General features: G+C 73.4%; 17 protein-coding genes. 6 read left to right on the forward strand and 11 right to left on the reverse strand.

Annotation, left to right across the window (positions count from 1 at the left end):
- Nucleotides 1–107: 107 nt before the first annotated feature.
- From ligA to IH25_RS0124465, 4 genes are all read right to left on the reverse strand, one after another.
- Entirely contained in the window at nucleotides 108–2,303 is a 2,196-nt protein-coding gene (ligA, locus tag IH25_RS0124450; protein WP_030614469.1) for an NAD-dependent DNA ligase LigA, read from the reverse strand.
- A gap of 14 nt (nucleotides 2,304–2,317) precedes the next feature.
- Complete coding sequence (locus IH25_RS0124455) at nucleotides 2,318–3,325, reverse strand: methionine synthase (protein ID WP_030614471.1); 1,008 nt, start codon at nucleotides 3,323–3,325, stop codon at nucleotides 2,318–2,320.
- Between the two features lie 72 nt (nucleotides 3,326–3,397).
- Nucleotides 3,398–4,096: an SDR family oxidoreductase gene (locus IH25_RS0124460; RefSeq protein ID WP_030614474.1), complete on the reverse strand. Its 699-nt coding sequence runs from the start codon at nucleotides 4,094–4,096 to the stop codon at nucleotides 3,398–3,400.
- Nucleotides 4,097–4,103: 7 nt separating this feature from the next.
- Nucleotides 4,104–4,643 carry an LOG family protein gene (locus IH25_RS0124465; RefSeq protein ID WP_030614477.1) on the reverse strand — a complete coding sequence of 180 codons (540 nt, stop codon included), beginning with the start codon at nucleotides 4,641–4,643 and terminating at the stop codon, nucleotides 4,104–4,106.
- 77 nt (nucleotides 4,644–4,720) lie between these two features.
- Here IH25_RS0124465 and IH25_RS0124470 point away from each other — a divergent pair, with 77 nt between their 5' ends.
- Both IH25_RS0124470 and IH25_RS0124475 read left to right on the forward strand, forming a co-directional pair.
- Nucleotides 4,721–5,044 (forward strand): DUF427 domain-containing protein, encoded by a 324-nt coding sequence (locus IH25_RS0124470; protein ID WP_030614480.1) that lies wholly within the window; start codon nucleotides 4,721–4,723, stop codon nucleotides 5,042–5,044.
- A 92-nt stretch (nucleotides 5,045–5,136) separates the two neighbouring features.
- A complete protein-coding gene (locus IH25_RS0124475; protein WP_030614483.1) occupies nucleotides 5,137–5,940 on the forward strand; it encodes an alpha/beta fold hydrolase in 804 nt (267 codons plus the stop codon).
- 10 nt (nucleotides 5,941–5,950) lie between these two features.
- Here the strand turns inward: IH25_RS0124475 and mnmA are convergent, their stop codons facing one another.
- Nucleotides 5,951–7,084: a tRNA 2-thiouridine(34) synthase MnmA gene (gene mnmA / locus IH25_RS0124480; protein ID WP_030614487.1), complete on the reverse strand. Its 1,134-nt coding sequence runs from the start codon at nucleotides 7,082–7,084 to the stop codon at nucleotides 5,951–5,953.
- Nucleotides 7,085–7,166: 82 nt separating this feature from the next.
- On the opposite strand from mnmA, the gene IH25_RS0124485 reads away from it, so the two are divergent.
- Nucleotides 7,167–7,889, forward strand: a complete 723-nt coding sequence (locus IH25_RS0124485; RefSeq protein WP_030614490.1) for an N-acetylmuramoyl-L-alanine amidase — start codon at nucleotides 7,167–7,169, stop codon at nucleotides 7,887–7,889.
- Here IH25_RS0124485 and IH25_RS0124490 read toward each other — a convergent pair.
- The 3 genes from IH25_RS0124490 to IH25_RS41730 are packed head-to-tail and all read right to left on the reverse strand — an operon-like array spanning nucleotide 7,886 to nucleotide 9,591.
- On the reverse strand, nucleotides 7,886–9,055 hold the full coding sequence (locus IH25_RS0124490) for a cysteine desulfurase family protein (RefSeq protein ID WP_030614494.1): 1,170 nt from the start codon (nucleotides 9,053–9,055) through the stop codon (nucleotides 7,886–7,888). The genes IH25_RS0124485 and IH25_RS0124490 overlap by 4 nt on opposite strands.
- Before the next feature lie 58 nt (nucleotides 9,056–9,113).
- A complete protein-coding gene (locus IH25_RS0124495; RefSeq protein WP_030614497.1) occupies nucleotides 9,114–9,395 on the reverse strand; it encodes a hypothetical protein in 282 nt (93 codons plus the stop codon).
- A 31-nt stretch (nucleotides 9,396–9,426) separates the two neighbouring features.
- The gene (locus IH25_RS41730) at nucleotides 9,427–9,591 is read right to left on the reverse strand and encodes a hypothetical protein (protein WP_030614499.1); all 165 of its coding nucleotides are present in this window, start codon (nucleotides 9,589–9,591) and stop codon (nucleotides 9,427–9,429) included.
- A gap of 145 nt (nucleotides 9,592–9,736) precedes the next feature.
- On the opposite strand from IH25_RS41730, the gene IH25_RS0124505 reads away from it, so the two are divergent.
- Nucleotides 9,737–10,363, forward strand: a complete 627-nt coding sequence (locus IH25_RS0124505; protein WP_030614502.1) for a TetR family transcriptional regulator — start codon at nucleotides 9,737–9,739, stop codon at nucleotides 10,361–10,363.
- Nucleotides 10,364–10,422: 59 nt separating this feature from the next.
- Here the strand turns inward: IH25_RS0124505 and IH25_RS0124510 are convergent, their stop codons facing one another.
- The gene (locus IH25_RS0124510; RefSeq protein ID WP_030614505.1) at nucleotides 10,423–11,400 is read right to left on the reverse strand and encodes a helix-turn-helix transcriptional regulator; all 978 of its coding nucleotides are present in this window, start codon (nucleotides 11,398–11,400) and stop codon (nucleotides 10,423–10,425) included.
- A 163-nt stretch (nucleotides 11,401–11,563) separates the two neighbouring features.
- On the opposite strand from IH25_RS0124510, the gene IH25_RS0124515 reads away from it, so the two are divergent.
- Nucleotides 11,564–12,145 carry a TIGR03086 family metal-binding protein gene (locus IH25_RS0124515; RefSeq protein ID WP_030614508.1) on the forward strand — a complete coding sequence of 194 codons (582 nt, stop codon included), beginning with the start codon at nucleotides 11,564–11,566 and terminating at the stop codon, nucleotides 12,143–12,145.
- Here IH25_RS0124515 and IH25_RS0124520 read toward each other — a convergent pair.
- Nucleotides 12,132–12,992, reverse strand: coding sequence for a thioesterase family protein (locus tag IH25_RS0124520; RefSeq protein ID WP_030614511.1), 861 nt, complete (start codon nucleotides 12,990–12,992; stop codon nucleotides 12,132–12,134). The genes IH25_RS0124515 and IH25_RS0124520 overlap by 14 nt on opposite strands.
- Before the next feature lie 148 nt (nucleotides 12,993–13,140).
- Between IH25_RS0124520 and IH25_RS0124525 the strand changes: the two genes are divergently transcribed.
- Nucleotides 13,141–14,391 carry an alpha/beta hydrolase gene (locus IH25_RS0124525; RefSeq protein ID WP_030614514.1) on the forward strand — a complete coding sequence of 417 codons (1,251 nt, stop codon included), beginning with the start codon at nucleotides 13,141–13,143 and terminating at the stop codon, nucleotides 14,389–14,391.
- On the opposite strand, the gene IH25_RS39755 is transcribed toward IH25_RS0124525, so the two are convergent.
- Complete coding sequence (locus IH25_RS39755; protein WP_078844390.1) at nucleotides 14,300–14,959, reverse strand: trimeric intracellular cation channel family protein; 660 nt, start codon at nucleotides 14,957–14,959, stop codon at nucleotides 14,300–14,302. The two genes, IH25_RS0124525 and IH25_RS39755, sit on opposite strands and share 92 nt — an antisense overlap.
- Nucleotides 14,960–15,004 lie beyond the last annotated feature (45 nt).

The following is a 15,004-nucleotide window of genomic DNA, read 5'->3' on the forward strand; positions in this document are numbered from 1 at the left end:
AGTAGGCCGCGGAAGGCATCCACGGGCAGCGGTCTCCGACGGTTGCCCGAATGCGCCCGGGCCACCCGTATGCAACTGATATGCGCCGAACGGGTGGCCTTCAACCGCTACTCCTCGGTCGGAAGCGCGACTTCGGCCGCCGCTTCGGGGCCCTGCTCCAACAGGACGCCGAAACCGTCCTCGTTCAGAACAGGCACCTTCAGCTGCATGGCCTTGTCATATTTCGATCCAGGGTTGTCACCCACGACGACGAAAGATGTCTTTTTCGAAACCGAACCGGTCACCTTGGCGCCCCGGGTCTGCAGTGCCTCCTTGGCGCCGTCCCGGGTGTAGTGCTCCAGCGTGCCGGTGACGACGACCGTGAGCCCCTCCAGCGGGCGCGGCCCCTCGTCCTCGCCGGACGCCTCGTCCTCCAGCGGCACCCCGGCGGCCTTCCACTTGCGGACGATCTCGCGGTGCCAGTCCTCGGCGAACCACTCCTTGAGCGCGGCGGCGATGATCGGGCCGACCCCGTCGGTGGCCGCCAGCTCCTCCTCGGTCGCCTGCTCGATGCGGTCGATGGAGCGGAACTCGCGCGCGAGGGCCTGCGCGGCGACCGGCCCCACGTGCCGGATGGACAGCCCGTTCAGGAAGCGGGCCAGCGGGCGGGACTTGGCCGCCTCGATGTTCGCCAGCAGGGCGAGGGTGTTCTTCTTCGGCTCGCCCTTCTGGTTGGCGAAGACCGTGACGACCTTCTCCTCACCGGTCTTGGGGTCGTGCTTGGGCAGTCCGCTGTCCGGGTCCAGCACATGGGCCTTGATGGGCAGCAGCTTCTCCACCGTCAGGTCGAACAGGTCACCCTCGTCCACCAGCGGCGGGTCGGCCGGCTCCAGCGGCCGGGTCAGCGCGGCGGCGGCCACCGCACCGAAGTGCTCGATGTCCAGGCACTCGCGGCCCGCCAGATACGACACCCGCTCGCGCAACTGGGCCGGACACGTACGGGCGTTCGGGCAGCGCAGGTCGACGTCGCCCTCCTTCATCGGCCGCAGCGGCGTACCGCACTCCGGGCACTTCTCCGGCATCACGAACTCCCGCTCGCTGCCGTCCCGCAGGTCCACCACCGGACCGAGGATCTCCGGGATGACGTCACCGGCCTTGCGCAGCACGACGGTGTCCCCGATGAGGACGCCCTTGGCCTTGACGACCTCCTGGTTGTGCAGGGTGGCGAACTCCACCTCGCTGCCCGCCACCGTGACCGGCTCCACCTGGGCGTACGGCGTGACCCGGCCGGTGCGGCCGACACCCACCTTGATGTCGACCAGCTTGGTGTTGACCTCCTCCGGCGCGTACTTGTAGGCGATCGCCCAGCGCGGCGCCCGCGCGGTGGAGCCGAGCCGCCCCTGGAGGCGGATCTCGTCCAGCTTGACCACGACACCGTCGATCTCGTGCTCGACGGAGTGCCGGTTCTCGCCGTAGTACGCGATGAACTCGCGCACCCCGTTAAGGCCGTCGACCACGCGGTTGTGCGGGGAGGTGGGCAGGCCCCAGGTCTTCAGCAGGTCGTACGCCTGGGAGAGCCGGGTCATGCCGGTGAAGCCCTCCAGGGCGCCGATGCCGTGCACCACCATGTGCAGCGGGCGGGTCGCGGTGACCCTCGGGTCCTTCTGGCGCAGGGAACCGGCGGCGGCGTTGCGGGGGTTGGCGAACGGCTTGTCGCCGGCCGCGACCAGGCGTTCGTTCAGTTCGAGGAACTTCTCCATCGGGAAGTACACCTCGCCGCGGATCTCCACCAGGTCGGGCACCTCCGCGCCGCCGAGGCGGTCGGGGATCTCCGCGATGGTGCGCACGTTCGGGGTGATGTCCTCGCCGGTGCGGCCGTCGCCCCGGGTGGCCGCGCGGGTCAGCCGGCCCTTCTCGTAGGTGAGGTTGACCGCGAGGCCGTCCACCTTCAGCTCGCACAGGAAGTGGTACGTCTGGTCGCCCAGTTCCCTCGCGATGCGGTCGGCCCAGGCGGCCAGCTCCTCGTCGTTGAACGTGTTGTCCAGCGACAGCATCCGCTGGCGGTGCTCGACGGCGGTGAACTCCGTCTCGTAGGACCCCGCGACCTTCTGGGTGGGCGAGTCCGGGGTGCGCAGCTCCGGATACCGCTCCTCCAGCTCCTCCAGGGACTTCAGGAGCCGGTCGAACTCCGCGTCGCTGACGACGGGAGCGTCCTTCACGTAGTACCGGAAGCGGTGCTCCTCGACCTGCTCCGCCAGGCGCGCGTGGGTCTCGCGGGCCTCGGCGGGCACCGCTGTCGTCTCCGCTTGCTTGTCGCCGGCCACCGTGTTGTCCTCCGTTACTCAGGGTTGTCCGCGAGGGATCTCGCCGCCCGGACGCAGTGGGCGAGCACCCGGCGCGCGTAGGCGGGGGAAGCGCCCGCCAGACCGCACGCCGGAGTCACCGTGACCGCCTCCGCGAGCAACCCCGGATGCAGCCCCAGCCTGCGCCACAGCGTCCTGACACCCATGACGCTACCGGCAGGGTCTGACAACGGGCCGTCCGTGCCCGGCACGACACCGGCGAACAGCCGGGTCCCCGCCTCGACGGCCTCGCCGATCGCCTCGTCGTCACGCTCGGTGAGCAGCGCGAAGTCGAAGGAGACGGCCGCCGCGCCGGCCCGCCGCAGCAGCGCGAACGGCACGTCCGGAGCGCAGGAGTGCACGGTCACCGGGTCGCCGTCGGCCGCCGCGACCACGTCCCGCAGCGTGGCCTCCACGACCTGCCGGTCCACGGCGCGGTGGGTGCGGTAGCCGCTGGCGGTGCGGACGTGCCCGCGCAGCACGGCGGTCAGGGAGGGCTCGTCGAGCTGGAGGACGAGCCGGGCGCCCGGGACGCGCCGCCGCACCTCGGCCAGGTGCAGCCGCAGCCCCTCGGCGAGCGAGGCGGCCAGGTCCCGGCAGGCACCGGCGTCCGACAGGGCGGCCTCGCCGTTCCTCAGCTCCAGCGCGGCGGCCAGCGTCCACGGCCCGACGGCCTGCACCTTCAGGTCGCCCTCGTAGCCCTGGGTGAACTCCTCCAGGGCGTCCAGGTCCTCCACCAGCCAGGACCGCGCCCGCCTGGTGTCCCGGCCCGGCCGGTCCCCGAGCCGCCAGCCGCTGGGCTCCACGCGCGCGTACAGCTCGACCAGCATCCCGGCGGTCCGGCCGATCATGTCGGCGCCGGGACCGCGCGCGGGCAGCTCGGCGAGGAACGGAAAGTCCTCGAAGCTGCCGGTGACGGTCTTGGCGGCCTCCCGCGCGTCGGTACCGGGCAGGGAGCCCACGCCGGTGGCCCCCGGGAACCTGAACTGGCTGTTTTCGCTCACCAGGGAAGCCTACGGAACCCGGAACCCCGAGTGGTACGGGCCCGGCCCCGGAGCAGCGGCCCGGGACCGGGGTCAGCGTCCCGGGCGTACCGACAGGTCGTGGACTTCCGCGTCCCGCGGCAGGTCCAGGGCCATCAGGATCGTCGTGGCGACCGACTCGGGGTCGATCCACTTCTCCGGGTCGTACTCCTTGCCCTCCTGCTGGTGCACCTTGGCCTGCATGGGGCTGGCGGTGCGGCCGGGGTAGACCGAGGTGACGCGGACGCCGTTCGCGTGCTCCTCCTGGCGCAGGGCGTCGGCGAGGGCCTTCAGGCCGTGCTTGGAGGCGGCGTACCCGGACCAGCCGGCACTGGCGTGCAGCCCGGCTCCGGAGTTGACGAAGACGACGTGGCCGCGTGCGGCCCGCAGCTGCGGCAGGAAGTGCCGGGTCAGCTCGGCCGGGGCGATCAGGTTGACGTTCAGCTGGTGGTGCCAGGACTTCGGGGTGAGGTCGCCGACCCCGCCCAGCTCGACGACCCCGGCGATGTGCAGCAGGGAGTCCACCCGGTCCGGGAGCGACTGGTGGGAGAACGCCCAGGAGAGCTTGTCCGGGTCCGCGAGGTCGCCGACCAGGGTGCGGGCGCCGGGGAAGGCGGCCGCCAGCTCCTTGGCGCGGGCCGCGTCGCGCGCGTGCAGCACGAGTTCGTCCCCGCGCGCGTGCAGCCGGCGGGTCACGGCCGCGCCGATGCCGGAACCGGCCCCGGTGATCACATGTGTAGCCATGGGGCCCATGCTCGCATCACCGCCCGGCGAGCTGCTCCTCCAGGTAGGCCAGGGCCCCGGCGGGTTCGTCGGCGAAGAACACCAGCTCGGCCAGCGGGCGGGGCAGGAAGCCCTCGGCCTCCATGCGGCGGAACTGCTCGCGCAGGCCGTCGTAGAAACCGGCCGTGTTCAGCAGCACGACCGGCTTGGCGGTGCGGCCGTGCTTCTTCAGCTCCAGGATCTCGGTGGCCTCGTCCAGGGTGCCGGTGCCGCCCACCATGATCACCACGGCGTCGGCCTTCTCCAGCAGCAGCTTCTTGCGCTCGGCGAGGTCGGCCGCGATGATCATCTCGTCGGCGCCGGGCCGCGCCTTGTTCGCCAGGAACTCCACGGAGACGCCCAGCAGCCGGCCGCCCGCCTCCTGCACGCCGTCGGCGACCACCTTCATCAGACCGCTGTCGGAACCGCCCCAGACCAGGGTGTGACCGGCCTTGCCGATCAGTTCCGCGAACTCGCGCGCGGGGCGCGTGTAACGCTCGTCGAGGTCGGCGGCGGACAGGAAGACGCAGATGTTCATGGCCTATACCGTACGGTGCCCGCGCCGCGCGGGAGGAAGCGCGGGAAGAAGCGCGGTCCGTCCGGTGCTGTTCCGGTATGACCGATGGACACACGATCACGATCCACCAGAGCGAGCGGCACGTGCGCGCGGTGCACGACGGCCAGGTGCTCGCGGAGACCGACCGTCCGCTGGAGCTGCGCGAGACGGGCTGTCCGGTGCGGTACTACATCCCCGCCGAGGACGTACGCCTCGATCTGCTGACCCCCTCCGACACGCACACCGTCTGCCCCTACAAGGGCACGGCGTCCTACTGGTCGCTGCCGGACGCGGCCGACCTCGTCTGGGCGTACCCCGAGCCCAAGCCCGACATGGCCCGGCTCAAGGACCACTACTGCTTCTACGACACCGAGGTTTCGTGACCGGGGTTTCCTGACCGCGGTCGCATGACCGAGCCGGGTGTCGCCGTGTCGTGACCGGTGAGCGAAGGTGCCGTGCGGCAGTCTGCACGGCCATGGACAAGAAGACGACTTCCCGCGACGGCACCTCTCTCGCGTACCACGTGACCGGCCACGGGCCCACGGTGATCCTGGTGAGCGGCGCGATGTCCACCGGCGGCACCGTGCTGCCCCTGGCCGAGCGTCTCGCGGAGCGCTGCACGGCCGTCGTCTACGACCGCCGGGGCCGCGGCGAGAGCGGCGGCACGGCGCCGTACGCGGTCGACCGCGAGGTGGAGGACCTGGCCGCGCTGGCCGACGCCGTGGGCGGCGACGCGGCGCTGTTCGGGGTCTCCTCGGGCGGCGCGCTGGTCCTGCGCGCGGTGGCGGGCGGGGTGCCGGCGACCCGGGCGGCGGTGTACGAGGTGCCGTACGCCGACCACCTCGCGGACGGCGCCGCGCGCGCGGCGGCCTACAAGGAGCGGCTGACCGAGGCGCTGGCCGGGGGCCGGCACGGGGACGCGGTGGAGCTGTTCCTGCGCCAGACGGGCCTCGGCGAGGAGATGATCCAGCGCGCCCGCCAGTCCCCGATGTGGGCCGGTCTGGAGACGCTCGCGCCCAGCCTCGCCCACGACGACGCGGTCATGGCCGACGGCCTGCTCCCCCGGGACCTGCTCGCCCGGATCCCGGTACCGGTCCTCGCGCTCGCGGGCGGCGCGAGCCCGGAGTGGATGCACCGGGCGGGCCAGGCGGTCGCGGAGGCCGTGCCGCGGGGCACGTACCGCGTCCTGCCGGGCCAGACCCACATGGTGGAGCCGGACGTACTGGGGCCGGTGCTGGCGGAGTTCTTCGCGGGGCGGCCCCGCGAAGAACAGGGCTGACCCGTGCGGCTCAGACCGCCGTCGCCGCCGTCGCACGCGTGGTGGACGCGATCGTCGCCGACCCCACCACGCGCGTGCCGTCGTACAGCACGATCGCCTGGCCGGGGGCGACGCCGCGGACCGGCTCGGTGAAGGTGACGCGCAGCTCGCCGTCGACGAGTTCGGCGGCGACCTCGGTCTCGCCGCCGTGCGCGCGCAGCTGGGCGGTGTAGGTGCCGGGGCCGGTGGGGGCGGTGCCGCACCAGCGGGGCCTGATCGCGGTGAGGGCGGTGACGTCCAGGGCCTCGGCCGGGCCGACGGTGACCGTGTTGGTGACCGGGGAGATGTCCAGGACATAGCGCGGCTTGCCGTCCGGGGCCGGGGTGCCGATCCTGAGGCCCTTGCGCTGGCCGATGGTGAAGCCGTAGGCGCCCTCGTGGGTGCCCAGCTTGCTGCCGGACTCGTCCACGATGTCGCCCTCGGCCTTGCCGAGGCGGCGGGCCAGGAAGCCCTGGGTGTCGCCGTCGGCGATGAAGCAGATGTCGTGCGAGTCGGGCTTCTTGGCCACGGCCAGGCCCCGGCGCTCGGCCTCCGCGCGGATCTCCTCCTTGGTGGTGACCGTGTCGCCGAGCGGGAACATCGCGTGCGCGAGCTGCTTGTCGTCCAGCACGCCGAGGACGTACGACTGGTCCTTGGCCATGTCGGAGGCGCGGTGCAGCTCGCGCGAGCCGTCCTCCTTCACGATCACCTTGGCGTAGTGGCCGGTGCACACGGCGTCGAAGCCGAGGGCCAGCGCCTTGTCCAGCAGCGCCGCGAACTTGATCTTCTCGTTGCAGCGCAGGCACGGGTTCGGGGTGCGGCCGGCCTCGTACTCGGCGACGAAGTCCTCCACGACGTCCTCGCGGAAGCGGTCGGCGAGGTCCCAGACGTAGAACGGGATGCCGATCACGTCGGCCGCGCGGCGGGCGTCGCGCGAGTCCTCGATGGTGCAACAGCCCCGCGCGCCGGTTCGGAAGGACTGCGGGTTCGTGGAGAGCGCGAGGTGGACGCCGGTGACGTCGTGGCCGGCCTCCGCGGCACGCGCGGCGGCGACGGCGGAGTCCACGCCGCCGGACATGGCGGCGAGGACGCGGAGGGGGCGGGTGCGCTGCGGGGTGTCAGTCATAACCCTTCCAGGGTACGGGGGCGCGCGAACCGGCGTGCGGGGGTGCGGGAACCCGGCCGGCCGGTCGTCCGTTGTCGGTGGCATGGGGGCGACTTCGGGTTCGGCGGCGGGGGCGGGCACGGGGCCGCCGACGGGTGACGGGGACCGGCGGCTGGGGCGGCGGGCCCTGCTGGTCGGCGGGGTCGCGGCGGCCGTGGGCACGGCGCTGCTGGCCCGCGAGGAGCTGTCCCGGTCGTGGTGGCGGCTGCCCGGGGTGGACAAGCCGCGGACGGCGGGCGCGGTGGACTTCCCCGGGGCGCGCTGGGTGGCGGCCTCGGCGGCGAACTACCGCCGCGCGGACCGGCCGGCCGACTACCCGGTGGACCGGGTGGTCGTCCATGTCACCCAGGGCGGGTACGCGTCGGCGGTGCGGGCCTTCAAGGACCCCGGGCACGGCGCGGCGGCGCACTACATCGTGCGCCGGGACGGTCGGATCACCCAGCTGGTCCGCGAGCTGGACGTGGCCTTCCACGCGGGCAACCGGGAGTACAACGAACGCAGTGTCGGCATCGAGCACGAGGGCTTCGTGGAGGACCCGGCCTCCTTCACCGACGCCCTGTACGCGGCCTCGGCCCGGCTGGCGGCCGCGATCTGCGGGCGGTACGGCATCCCCGTGGACCGGGAGCACCTCATCGGGCACGCCCAGGTGCCGGGCACGGACCACACGGACCCGGGGCGGCTGTGGGACTGGGAGCGGTACATACGCCTGGTCGGCGCCGAACGCGCCAAGTCCTCCCCGGCCGGCCCGGCCGCGCGGACGGCCTAGGTGAGCCCGGCCGCGCGGGCGCGTTCCACCGCCGGGCCGATCGCCTTCGCCACCGCCTCGACGTCCGCCTCGGTGGAGGTGTGGCCGAGGGAGAAGCGCAGGGTGCCGCGGGCCAGGTCCGGGTCGGTGCCGGTGGCGAGGAGGACGTGGCTGGGCTGGGCGACGCCCGCGGTGCAGGCGGAGCCGGTGGAGCACTCGATGCCCTGGGCGTCCAGCAGGAGCAGCAGGGAGTCGCCCTCGCAGCCGGGGAAGGTGAAGTGCGCGTTGGCGGGGAGCCGGCCGCCGGGGGCCGGGTCGCCGCCGAGGATCGCGTCCGGGACGGCGCCGCGCACGGCGTCGACCAGCCGGTCGCGCAGGCCGCCGACCTCCCGCGCGAACCGCTCCCGCCGCTCGGCGGCGAGCCGGCCGGCGACGGCGAAGGAGGCCACGGCGGGTACGTCGAGCGTGCCGGAGCGGACGTGCCGCTCCTGGCCGCCGCCGTGCAGGACGGGTACGGGGCTGTACTCACGGCCCAGGAGCAGGGCGCCGATGCCGTACGGGCCGCCGATCTTGTGGCCGGAGACGGTCATGGCGGCGAGGCCGGAGGCGGCGAAGTCGACGGGGACCTGCCCGAAGGCCTGCACCGCGTCGGCGTGCAGCGGGACGTCGAACTCGCCTGCCACGTCGGCGAGTTCGCGGACCGGCATGAGCGTGCCGATCTCGTTGTTGGCCCACATCACGGTGGCCAGGGCGACATCGCCGGGGTCGCGGGCGATGGCCTCGCGCAGCGCCTCGGGGTGGACGCGGCCGTAGGCGTCGACGGGGAGGTACTCGACGGTGGCGCCCTCGTGCTCGCCGAGCCAGTGCACGGCGTCGAGGACGGCGTGGTGCTCGACGGGGCTGGCGAGGACGCGGGTGCGGGCGGGGTCGGCGGCGGTGCGGGACCAGTACAGGCCCTTGACGGCGAGGTTGTCGGCCTCGGTGCCGCCCGAGGTGAACACGACCTCGCTGGGGCGGGCGCCGAGCGCTTCCGCGAGGGTTTCGCGGGCTTCCTCGACCGTGCGGCGGGCTTGCCGGCCGGACGCGTGGAGGGAGGAGGCGTTGCCCGTGATGCTCAGCTGGGCGGTGAGCGCCTCTGCCGCCTCCGGGAGCATCGGGGTGGTCGCGGCGTGGTCGAGGTAAGCCATGGTGAGGCCGATTCTACGGCTCCCCCGTGGCCGGCCCGGCGGGGCGGAGTCCGGCTCCTCACAGGCTCCAGGACACCGTCCCCGTGACCTGCATCGTCACAACCAGGACCACCAGGTCGGCGACGCCCAGGGCGAGGCCCAGGAAGGCGCGGCCCCGGCGGGCCGTGCCGCGCCAGAGGGCGGCCACGGCGAGGACGATGGCGATCGGGCCGAGGAGGAGGTTGAGGACGAGCAGGCCGAGGAGGCCGAGGATGAAGGACGCGACGGCCATGCCGTCGGCGTCCCGGGTGCGCGGACGCGGGGCGGTGCGGCCGGTGCCGGCCGGTGCGGTGAGGTGCATGGTGCTCAGCTCCCGGAGAACTGCGGGGCGGTCAGTCGGACGACGTGCGGCGGCGGCCGTGGCGCTCGCGGAGCGCGAAGACGCCGAGCCAGACGGCGATGACGGCGGCCAGGACGGCGCTGACGGTCAGCGGCGCGTGGGCGACGGTGCCCAGCACCACTCCGAGCAGCATGAGCGCGGCGACGAGGAACAGCATGGGATGGAATCCCCCCTCCGGTATGCCTCGTGTTCAGCCGGTGTGAAGTTTGGGTGAACAGTTGTAGTAACAGTTGTTCACTGACTTCGAGTCTAGCGCTTCCGACGGCTTTTCAATTCCAGAGAACAGTTGTTAACTGGATGACATGAGTCACACCCTCGGCATCCGGCAGGCCCAGAAGCAGAAGACCCGGCAGGCGTTCCTCGACGCGGCGCTCGCCCTGCTGGAGGAGCAGAGCCTGAGCAGCCTGGGCCTGCGCGAGGTCACCCGGGCCGTCGGGGTCGCCCCGACCGCCTTCTACCGGCACTTCCGCTCCACCGCCGACCTCGGGGTGGCCCTGGTCGACGAGGCGCTGGGCAGCCTGCATCCAATGGTGCGGACGACGGTGTCCACCACGGGCGACCCCGAGGAACGCATCACGCGCGCCGTCGAGTTGATCGCCCGTCATGTGACCGAGTACCCCGCACACGTCCGTTTCATCGCCCGCGAACGGCACGGCGGCGTCCAGCCCGTGCGGGAGGCCATCCGGGCCCAGCTGCACCGGTTCGCCGAGGAGGTGCGGGCCGAACTGGCCAAGGACGAGGAGGCCGAGGGGTGGAGCGAGGACGACCTGCTGATGCTCGCGCACCTCTACGTCGACCAGATGCTCATCACCGCCTCGCTGTTCCTGGAGGCGCTGGAGGCCCCCGAGGACGAGCGGGAGCGGGTGACCCGGCTCGCCACCCGCCAGCTGCGGCTCATCACCCTCGGCCGCTCCCACTGGCTGGACTGAACCGCCCCGCGCGGCAGGCCCTTCAGCCCTTCCGGTCCCGCCCGCCGGTACGGCCCCGCTCAGCCCTCCCCCGGCCCCGCCTCCCCGTACAGCGCCAGCACCGAACGCGCCCCCGCCACCAGTTCCGCACGCGCTTCGGGCGGGTCCAGGACCTCCACCCGGTCGGAGAAGGCGAGGAGTTGGCGTACCGCCCGGAGTGTCGGGTAGGCCAGCCGCGCGGTGACCCACGGGCTCTCGCCGTCGTCCTCGGGCTCCGCCGTCAGCTGGGCGGCGGCCATCCGCCGGAACATGTCGGCCAGCTCGCGCCGGACCCGCACGGTCACCTCCACCCCGGCCTCCCGTTCCTCCACCCGCCGCCGCAACTCCTCCCAGGCGTCGGCGAGTTCCACGCCGGGCCGGCGCCGTACGGGCTCGTCCAGCAGCCGTGCCCGGCGCACCCGGTCGGCGCGGAACAGCCGGGGCCGGCCGCGCCGGTCGGCGACCAGGTACCAGACCCCGGCCTTGGCCACCAGGCCGTAGGGATCGACGGTGTACGTGCGCGCCTGTCGCTCCCCGCTGTGCCGGTAGCGCAGCCTCAGCCGCCGGTCGGAGAAGACGGCGTCCTGGAGCACCGCGAGGTCGGCGGCCCGCTCCGGGCCGCTGTTCCAGCGGGTGGCGTCGACCAGGACCCGGCGGCTGGTCACCTCGGCGGCGGGGCGGTGCGGCGCCGGCAGCGCGGCCATGACCTTGCGCAGGGCCGAGGCGAGGGCCGCGTCCAGGCCGAGCGCGGCGTGCGCGCCCTGGGCGGCCAGCACGAACAGGGCCCGCGACTCGTCGGCGGTCAGCCCCGTGACATCGGTGCGGAAGCCGGCGAGGAGGCCGATGCCGCCGTGCCGGCCGCGCTCGGCGTAGACCGGGACCCCGGCGGCGGACAGCGCCTCGACGTCCCGGTAGATGGTGCGCACCGACACCTCCAGCCGCCCGGCGAGTTCGGGCGCGGGCACCCGGCCCCGGGTCTGCAGGAGCAGCAGGATCGACAGCAGCCGGTCGGACTTCACGGCGCCAGGGTCCCGCCGGGCGGGCGACCGTGGCAAACCTGACGGCGGATGTCAGGTTTCGGCGGGACCGTACTCCCGAGCCGTCCCGGTGCGGCGGGCCGGCACGCAGCCGCCCGCGCCGCCACCGCGGGCACCCGCCACCCCTGTGAAGGAAGGCCTGGTCATGACCACCGATCCCCGCCCGCTGCACACCCGCGCCACCGCCCAGGCGGCCCGGCTGATCCGGACCGTGCGCCCCGAGCAGCTGACCGCGCCCACCCCGTGTACCGAGTACGACGTGCGCGCGCTGCTCGGCCACATCGTCGGCGGCACCCGCCGGATCGCCGTCGTCGGCGAGGCCGGTGAGGGGCAGGGCGAGCCGATGACCGCGCCCGACGTGCCCGACGACGGCTGGGCCGAGGCCTACGACGAGGTCCGGGAGCGGGCGCTGAAGGCGTGGCGGAGCGACGAGCGGATGGCGTCGTCGGTGACGGTGCCGTGGGGGGAGATCCCGGGGCGGGCCGCCCTGTCGGCGTACGTCATGGAGATCGTGGCGCACACCTGGGACCTGTCGGAGGCGATCGGCCGGCCGCTCGCGCTCGATCCCGAGCCGGCCGAGTTCGCGCTGGCCGCCGCGCGGCAGGCGCTGCCCGAGGGGCCCAGGGAGGGCCGCCCCTTCGACGCGCCGGTGCCGGCCCCCGAGGGAGCCGGCGCCTACGAGCGGCTGGCGGCCTGGCTGGGGCGGGTGCCGCTCAGCCGAGCCTGACCCGGGCCAGCTGGCGGGACTGCGCGACCAGCCGGTCCGCGCTGTCCCAGACCTCGGCGTCCTCCTCCAGGAAGCCGCCGGCCAGGTTGCGAGTGGTGATCGAGATCCGCAGCGGGCCGGGGGCCGGGCGCCGACGCACGTGGACGGTGAGTTCCACGGTCGGCACCCAGCCCTTCAGACCCAGCTCGAAGGCGGTGGGCGGCAGGGCGTCCACGGCGAGGAGCAGCGACAGCGGGTCGGCGTCGCGGCCGTCGGCGAGGCCGAACCAGGCGCGCATCTCGCCCTTGCCGGAGGGGGTGCCGAGGGCCCAGCCGGTGGTGGCCGGGTCCAGCTTGATCATCAGCCGGTCGGCGATGGCGTTGCTGCCGTCGATCGGAGCCGGGCCGTCCTCGGGGCCGAAGCACCGCTCCAGCGGCGGGATCGGGGGCGGGGTGGCCGTCGTACGGACGTCGTCGGGGAGGGCGGCGAGGTCGCCGTAGGAGGCGAGGACGCGGATGCGTTCGACCTCGCCTCCCTCGTCGTCGTACTGGAAGAGCGAGGCCTGGCCGGTGGAGAGGGTGCGGCCGGTGCGGACGGTCTCGGTACGGACGACCGCCGGGCCGGGCCGCGAGGCGGTCAGGTAGTGGGCGGTGATGGAGAAGGGGTCCGGGTGCGGGAGGGTGTCCGCGAGCGCCCGGCCGAGCACGGCCAGCAGATAGCCGCCGTTGACGGCGCTGATGATGGTCCAGCCGGCCGAGAGGTCGATGTCGTAGACGCCGGGCTCGCGCCGGGTGACCGCGGTGTCGCGGTCGAACTCGCTGTCGCCGATCGCGGCCGGCGAGGCGGGGACGGTAGCTGCTTCTGCCATGCGCGAACGGTACAACATGTAAATACTAAGCGGTAGCTTTTCTTGTGTCGGTCCCGTGCCCCGCACTCCGCGTGACGATCGGGCAATTTCTCGGCACGTGTCCGGACACGTCCACAACCCACTCCCCCGGATTGCCCTCTATGAGGACATGAGCCTCACCGGGACTCCGTTCCTCTGCACCGCCGTCGTGCTGTCCGTGGTCGCCCTCATACTGCCGCTGGCGCTGTGGTCGCGGATGCGCGGGCCCAGACCGCTGCGGGCGGCGGCCCGCGTGCTGATGCTGCTGTTCGCCCAGGGCACGGCCGTCACCCTGGTCTTCGTGCTGGTCAACAACCAGAACAACCTGTACGACACCTGGGGCGACCTGCTCGGCACCGGCAACCACGTGCAGCGGGCCGCCGACCTCGGCCGGGACGGCACCGGAGGCATCCCGGTGGGGCGGCTGCCCCGGGTCCGGCAGACCTTCCGGCCCGTCGGCGGGCCCGGCATGCGCGCGGCCGGCCCCGTGCGCGTCACCCAGCTCAAGGGCCGCGTCTCCGGGGTGGACGCCGAGGTCTACGTCTGGCTGCCGCCGCAGTACGACGACCCGGCCTACCGGCACCACGAGTTCCCGGTGGTGGAGCTGCTGCCGGGCTACCCGGGCTCGGCGAAGGCCTGGTTCGGCTCGCTGCACGCCGCCGAGCAGCTGCTGCCGCTGATGCGCGACGGCCGGGTGGCGCCGTTCGTCCTGGTCGCCCCGCGCACCAATCTGCTGCCCGGCGTGGACACCGGCTGCGCCAACATCCCCGGCCGGGTCAACGCCGACAGCTGGCTCAGCATCGACGTGCCCAAGATGGTCAAGGACAACTTCCGGGTCCAGCCCGCCCCGCGCGGCTGGGCGGTGGCCGGGTACTCGGCGGGCGCGCACTGCGCGGTCAAGCTGGCCGTGGCGCACCCCGACCGGTACCGGGCCGCGGTGAGCATGTCCGGCTACAACGACCCGATCGGCGAACGCGACTCCCTCGCCGCCCGGACCCCGGCCCTGCGCGCCGCGAACAACCCCTGCCTGCTGCTGCGCAAGGCGGCCACCCCACCGCCGGTCGCGCTGTACCTCTCCGGCCAGCCCGGCGACGGCTACCAGGCGGGCATGGCGCTGGAGTCGGCCGCCGAGGCGCCCACCACCGTGCGCGTGGTCTTCCTGCCGCGCAGCGCGGGCGGGCACACCATGGCGCTGTGGCGCCCGCAGGTCACCACCGTCTTCCGCTGGCTGACCCTCCAGCTGGGCCAGAGCCCCGCCAAGGGGCGGGACACCTCCGTCACCGGGGCCGCTACTCCTCCGTCACCGTCGAGCGCCGGTTCCACGCACGCGGCGCCCGCCAGTGGAACCGCATCGCGAGCAGGCGCAGCACGAATGCCGTGAGCGCCGCGAAGGCGCTGGTGAGCGGGGTGAGGACGTCGTAGCGGATGCACAGCACCACCATCGCGGAGCCCACGATCGCCGGGACCGCGTACAGGTCGCGGTCCCAGCGCAGCAGCGAGGGCACCTCGTTGGCCAGCACGTCCCGCAGCACACCGCCGCCGACGGCCGTGGCCAGGCCCAGCGTCGCCGACGCGGTCAGGCCGAGGCCGTAGCTGTACGCCTTCGTCGTTCCGCTGACGCAGAACAGGCCGAGGCCGGCCGCGTCGAAGACGAGCACCGCCGCCTGGATGCGCTCCACGTGCGGGTGCAGGAAGAAGACGACGAGCGCGGCGAGCAGCGGGGTGACGAAGTACCCCAGGTCCGTGAAGGCCGCCGGGGGGACGGCCCCGATGACCAGGTCCCGGAACAGCCCGCCGCCCAGCGCGGTGACCTCGGCGAGCACGGCGATGCCGAACACGTCGAAGTTCTTCCGGACGGCCAGCAGGGCGCCGGAGATCGCGAACACGAAGATCCCGATCACATCGAGCGTGTGCTGGACGGAGGGACTGAAGAGTTGCTGGAGCTGCACCCTGACATTGTCTACCGTCAGGGTGCCCGAACCTTACAAAGCCAG

Origin of the sequence: Streptomyces achromogenes subsp. achromogenes, from assembly GCF_000720835.1 — a bacterium.
In the GTDB taxonomy this organism is placed as follows: Bacteria; Actinomycetota; Actinomycetes; order Streptomycetales; family Streptomycetaceae; genus Streptomyces; species Streptomyces achromogenes.

What these genes read in the sequence shown, in the direction of transcription:
- IH25_RS0124460 (WP_030614474.1), bottom strand. Translation starts at nt 4,096, where the DNA reads ATGGGCCCCATGGCTACACATGTGATCACCGGGGCCGGTTCCGGCATC.
- IH25_RS0124465 (WP_030614477.1), bottom strand. Translation starts at nt 4,643, where the DNA reads ATGAACATCTGCGTCTTCCTGTCCGCCGCCGACCTCGACGAGCGTTAC.
- IH25_RS0124470 (WP_030614480.1), top strand. Translation starts at nt 4,721, where the DNA reads ATGACCGATGGACACACGATCACGATCCACCAGAGCGAGCGGCACGTG.
- IH25_RS0124475 (WP_030614483.1), top strand. Translation starts at nt 5,137, where the DNA reads ATGGACAAGAAGACGACTTCCCGCGACGGCACCTCTCTCGCGTACCAC.
- mnmA (WP_030614487.1), bottom strand. Translation starts at nt 7,084, where the DNA reads ATGACTGACACCCCGCAGCGCACCCGCCCCCTCCGCGTCCTCGCCGCC.
- IH25_RS0124485 (WP_030614490.1), top strand. Translation starts at nt 7,167, where the DNA reads ATGGGGGCGACTTCGGGTTCGGCGGCGGGGGCGGGCACGGGGCCGCCG.
- IH25_RS0124490 (WP_030614494.1), bottom strand. Translation starts at nt 9,055, where the DNA reads ATGGCTTACCTCGACCACGCCGCGACCACCCCGATGCTCCCGGAGGCG.
- IH25_RS0124495 (WP_030614497.1), bottom strand. Translation starts at nt 9,395, where the DNA reads ATGCACCTCACCGCACCGGCCGGCACCGGCCGCACCGCCCCGCGTCCG.
- IH25_RS41730 (WP_030614499.1), bottom strand. Translation starts at nt 9,591, where the DNA reads ATGCTGTTCCTCGTCGCCGCGCTCATGCTGCTCGGAGTGGTGCTGGGC.
- IH25_RS0124505 (WP_030614502.1), top strand. Translation starts at nt 9,737, where the DNA reads ATGAGTCACACCCTCGGCATCCGGCAGGCCCAGAAGCAGAAGACCCGG.
- IH25_RS0124515 (WP_030614508.1), top strand. Translation starts at nt 11,564, where the DNA reads ATGACCACCGATCCCCGCCCGCTGCACACCCGCGCCACCGCCCAGGCG.
- IH25_RS0124520 (WP_030614511.1), bottom strand. Translation starts at nt 12,992, where the DNA reads ATGGCAGAAGCAGCTACCGTCCCCGCCTCGCCGGCCGCGATCGGCGAC.
- IH25_RS0124525 (WP_030614514.1), top strand. Translation starts at nt 13,141, where the DNA reads ATGAGCCTCACCGGGACTCCGTTCCTCTGCACCGCCGTCGTGCTGTCC.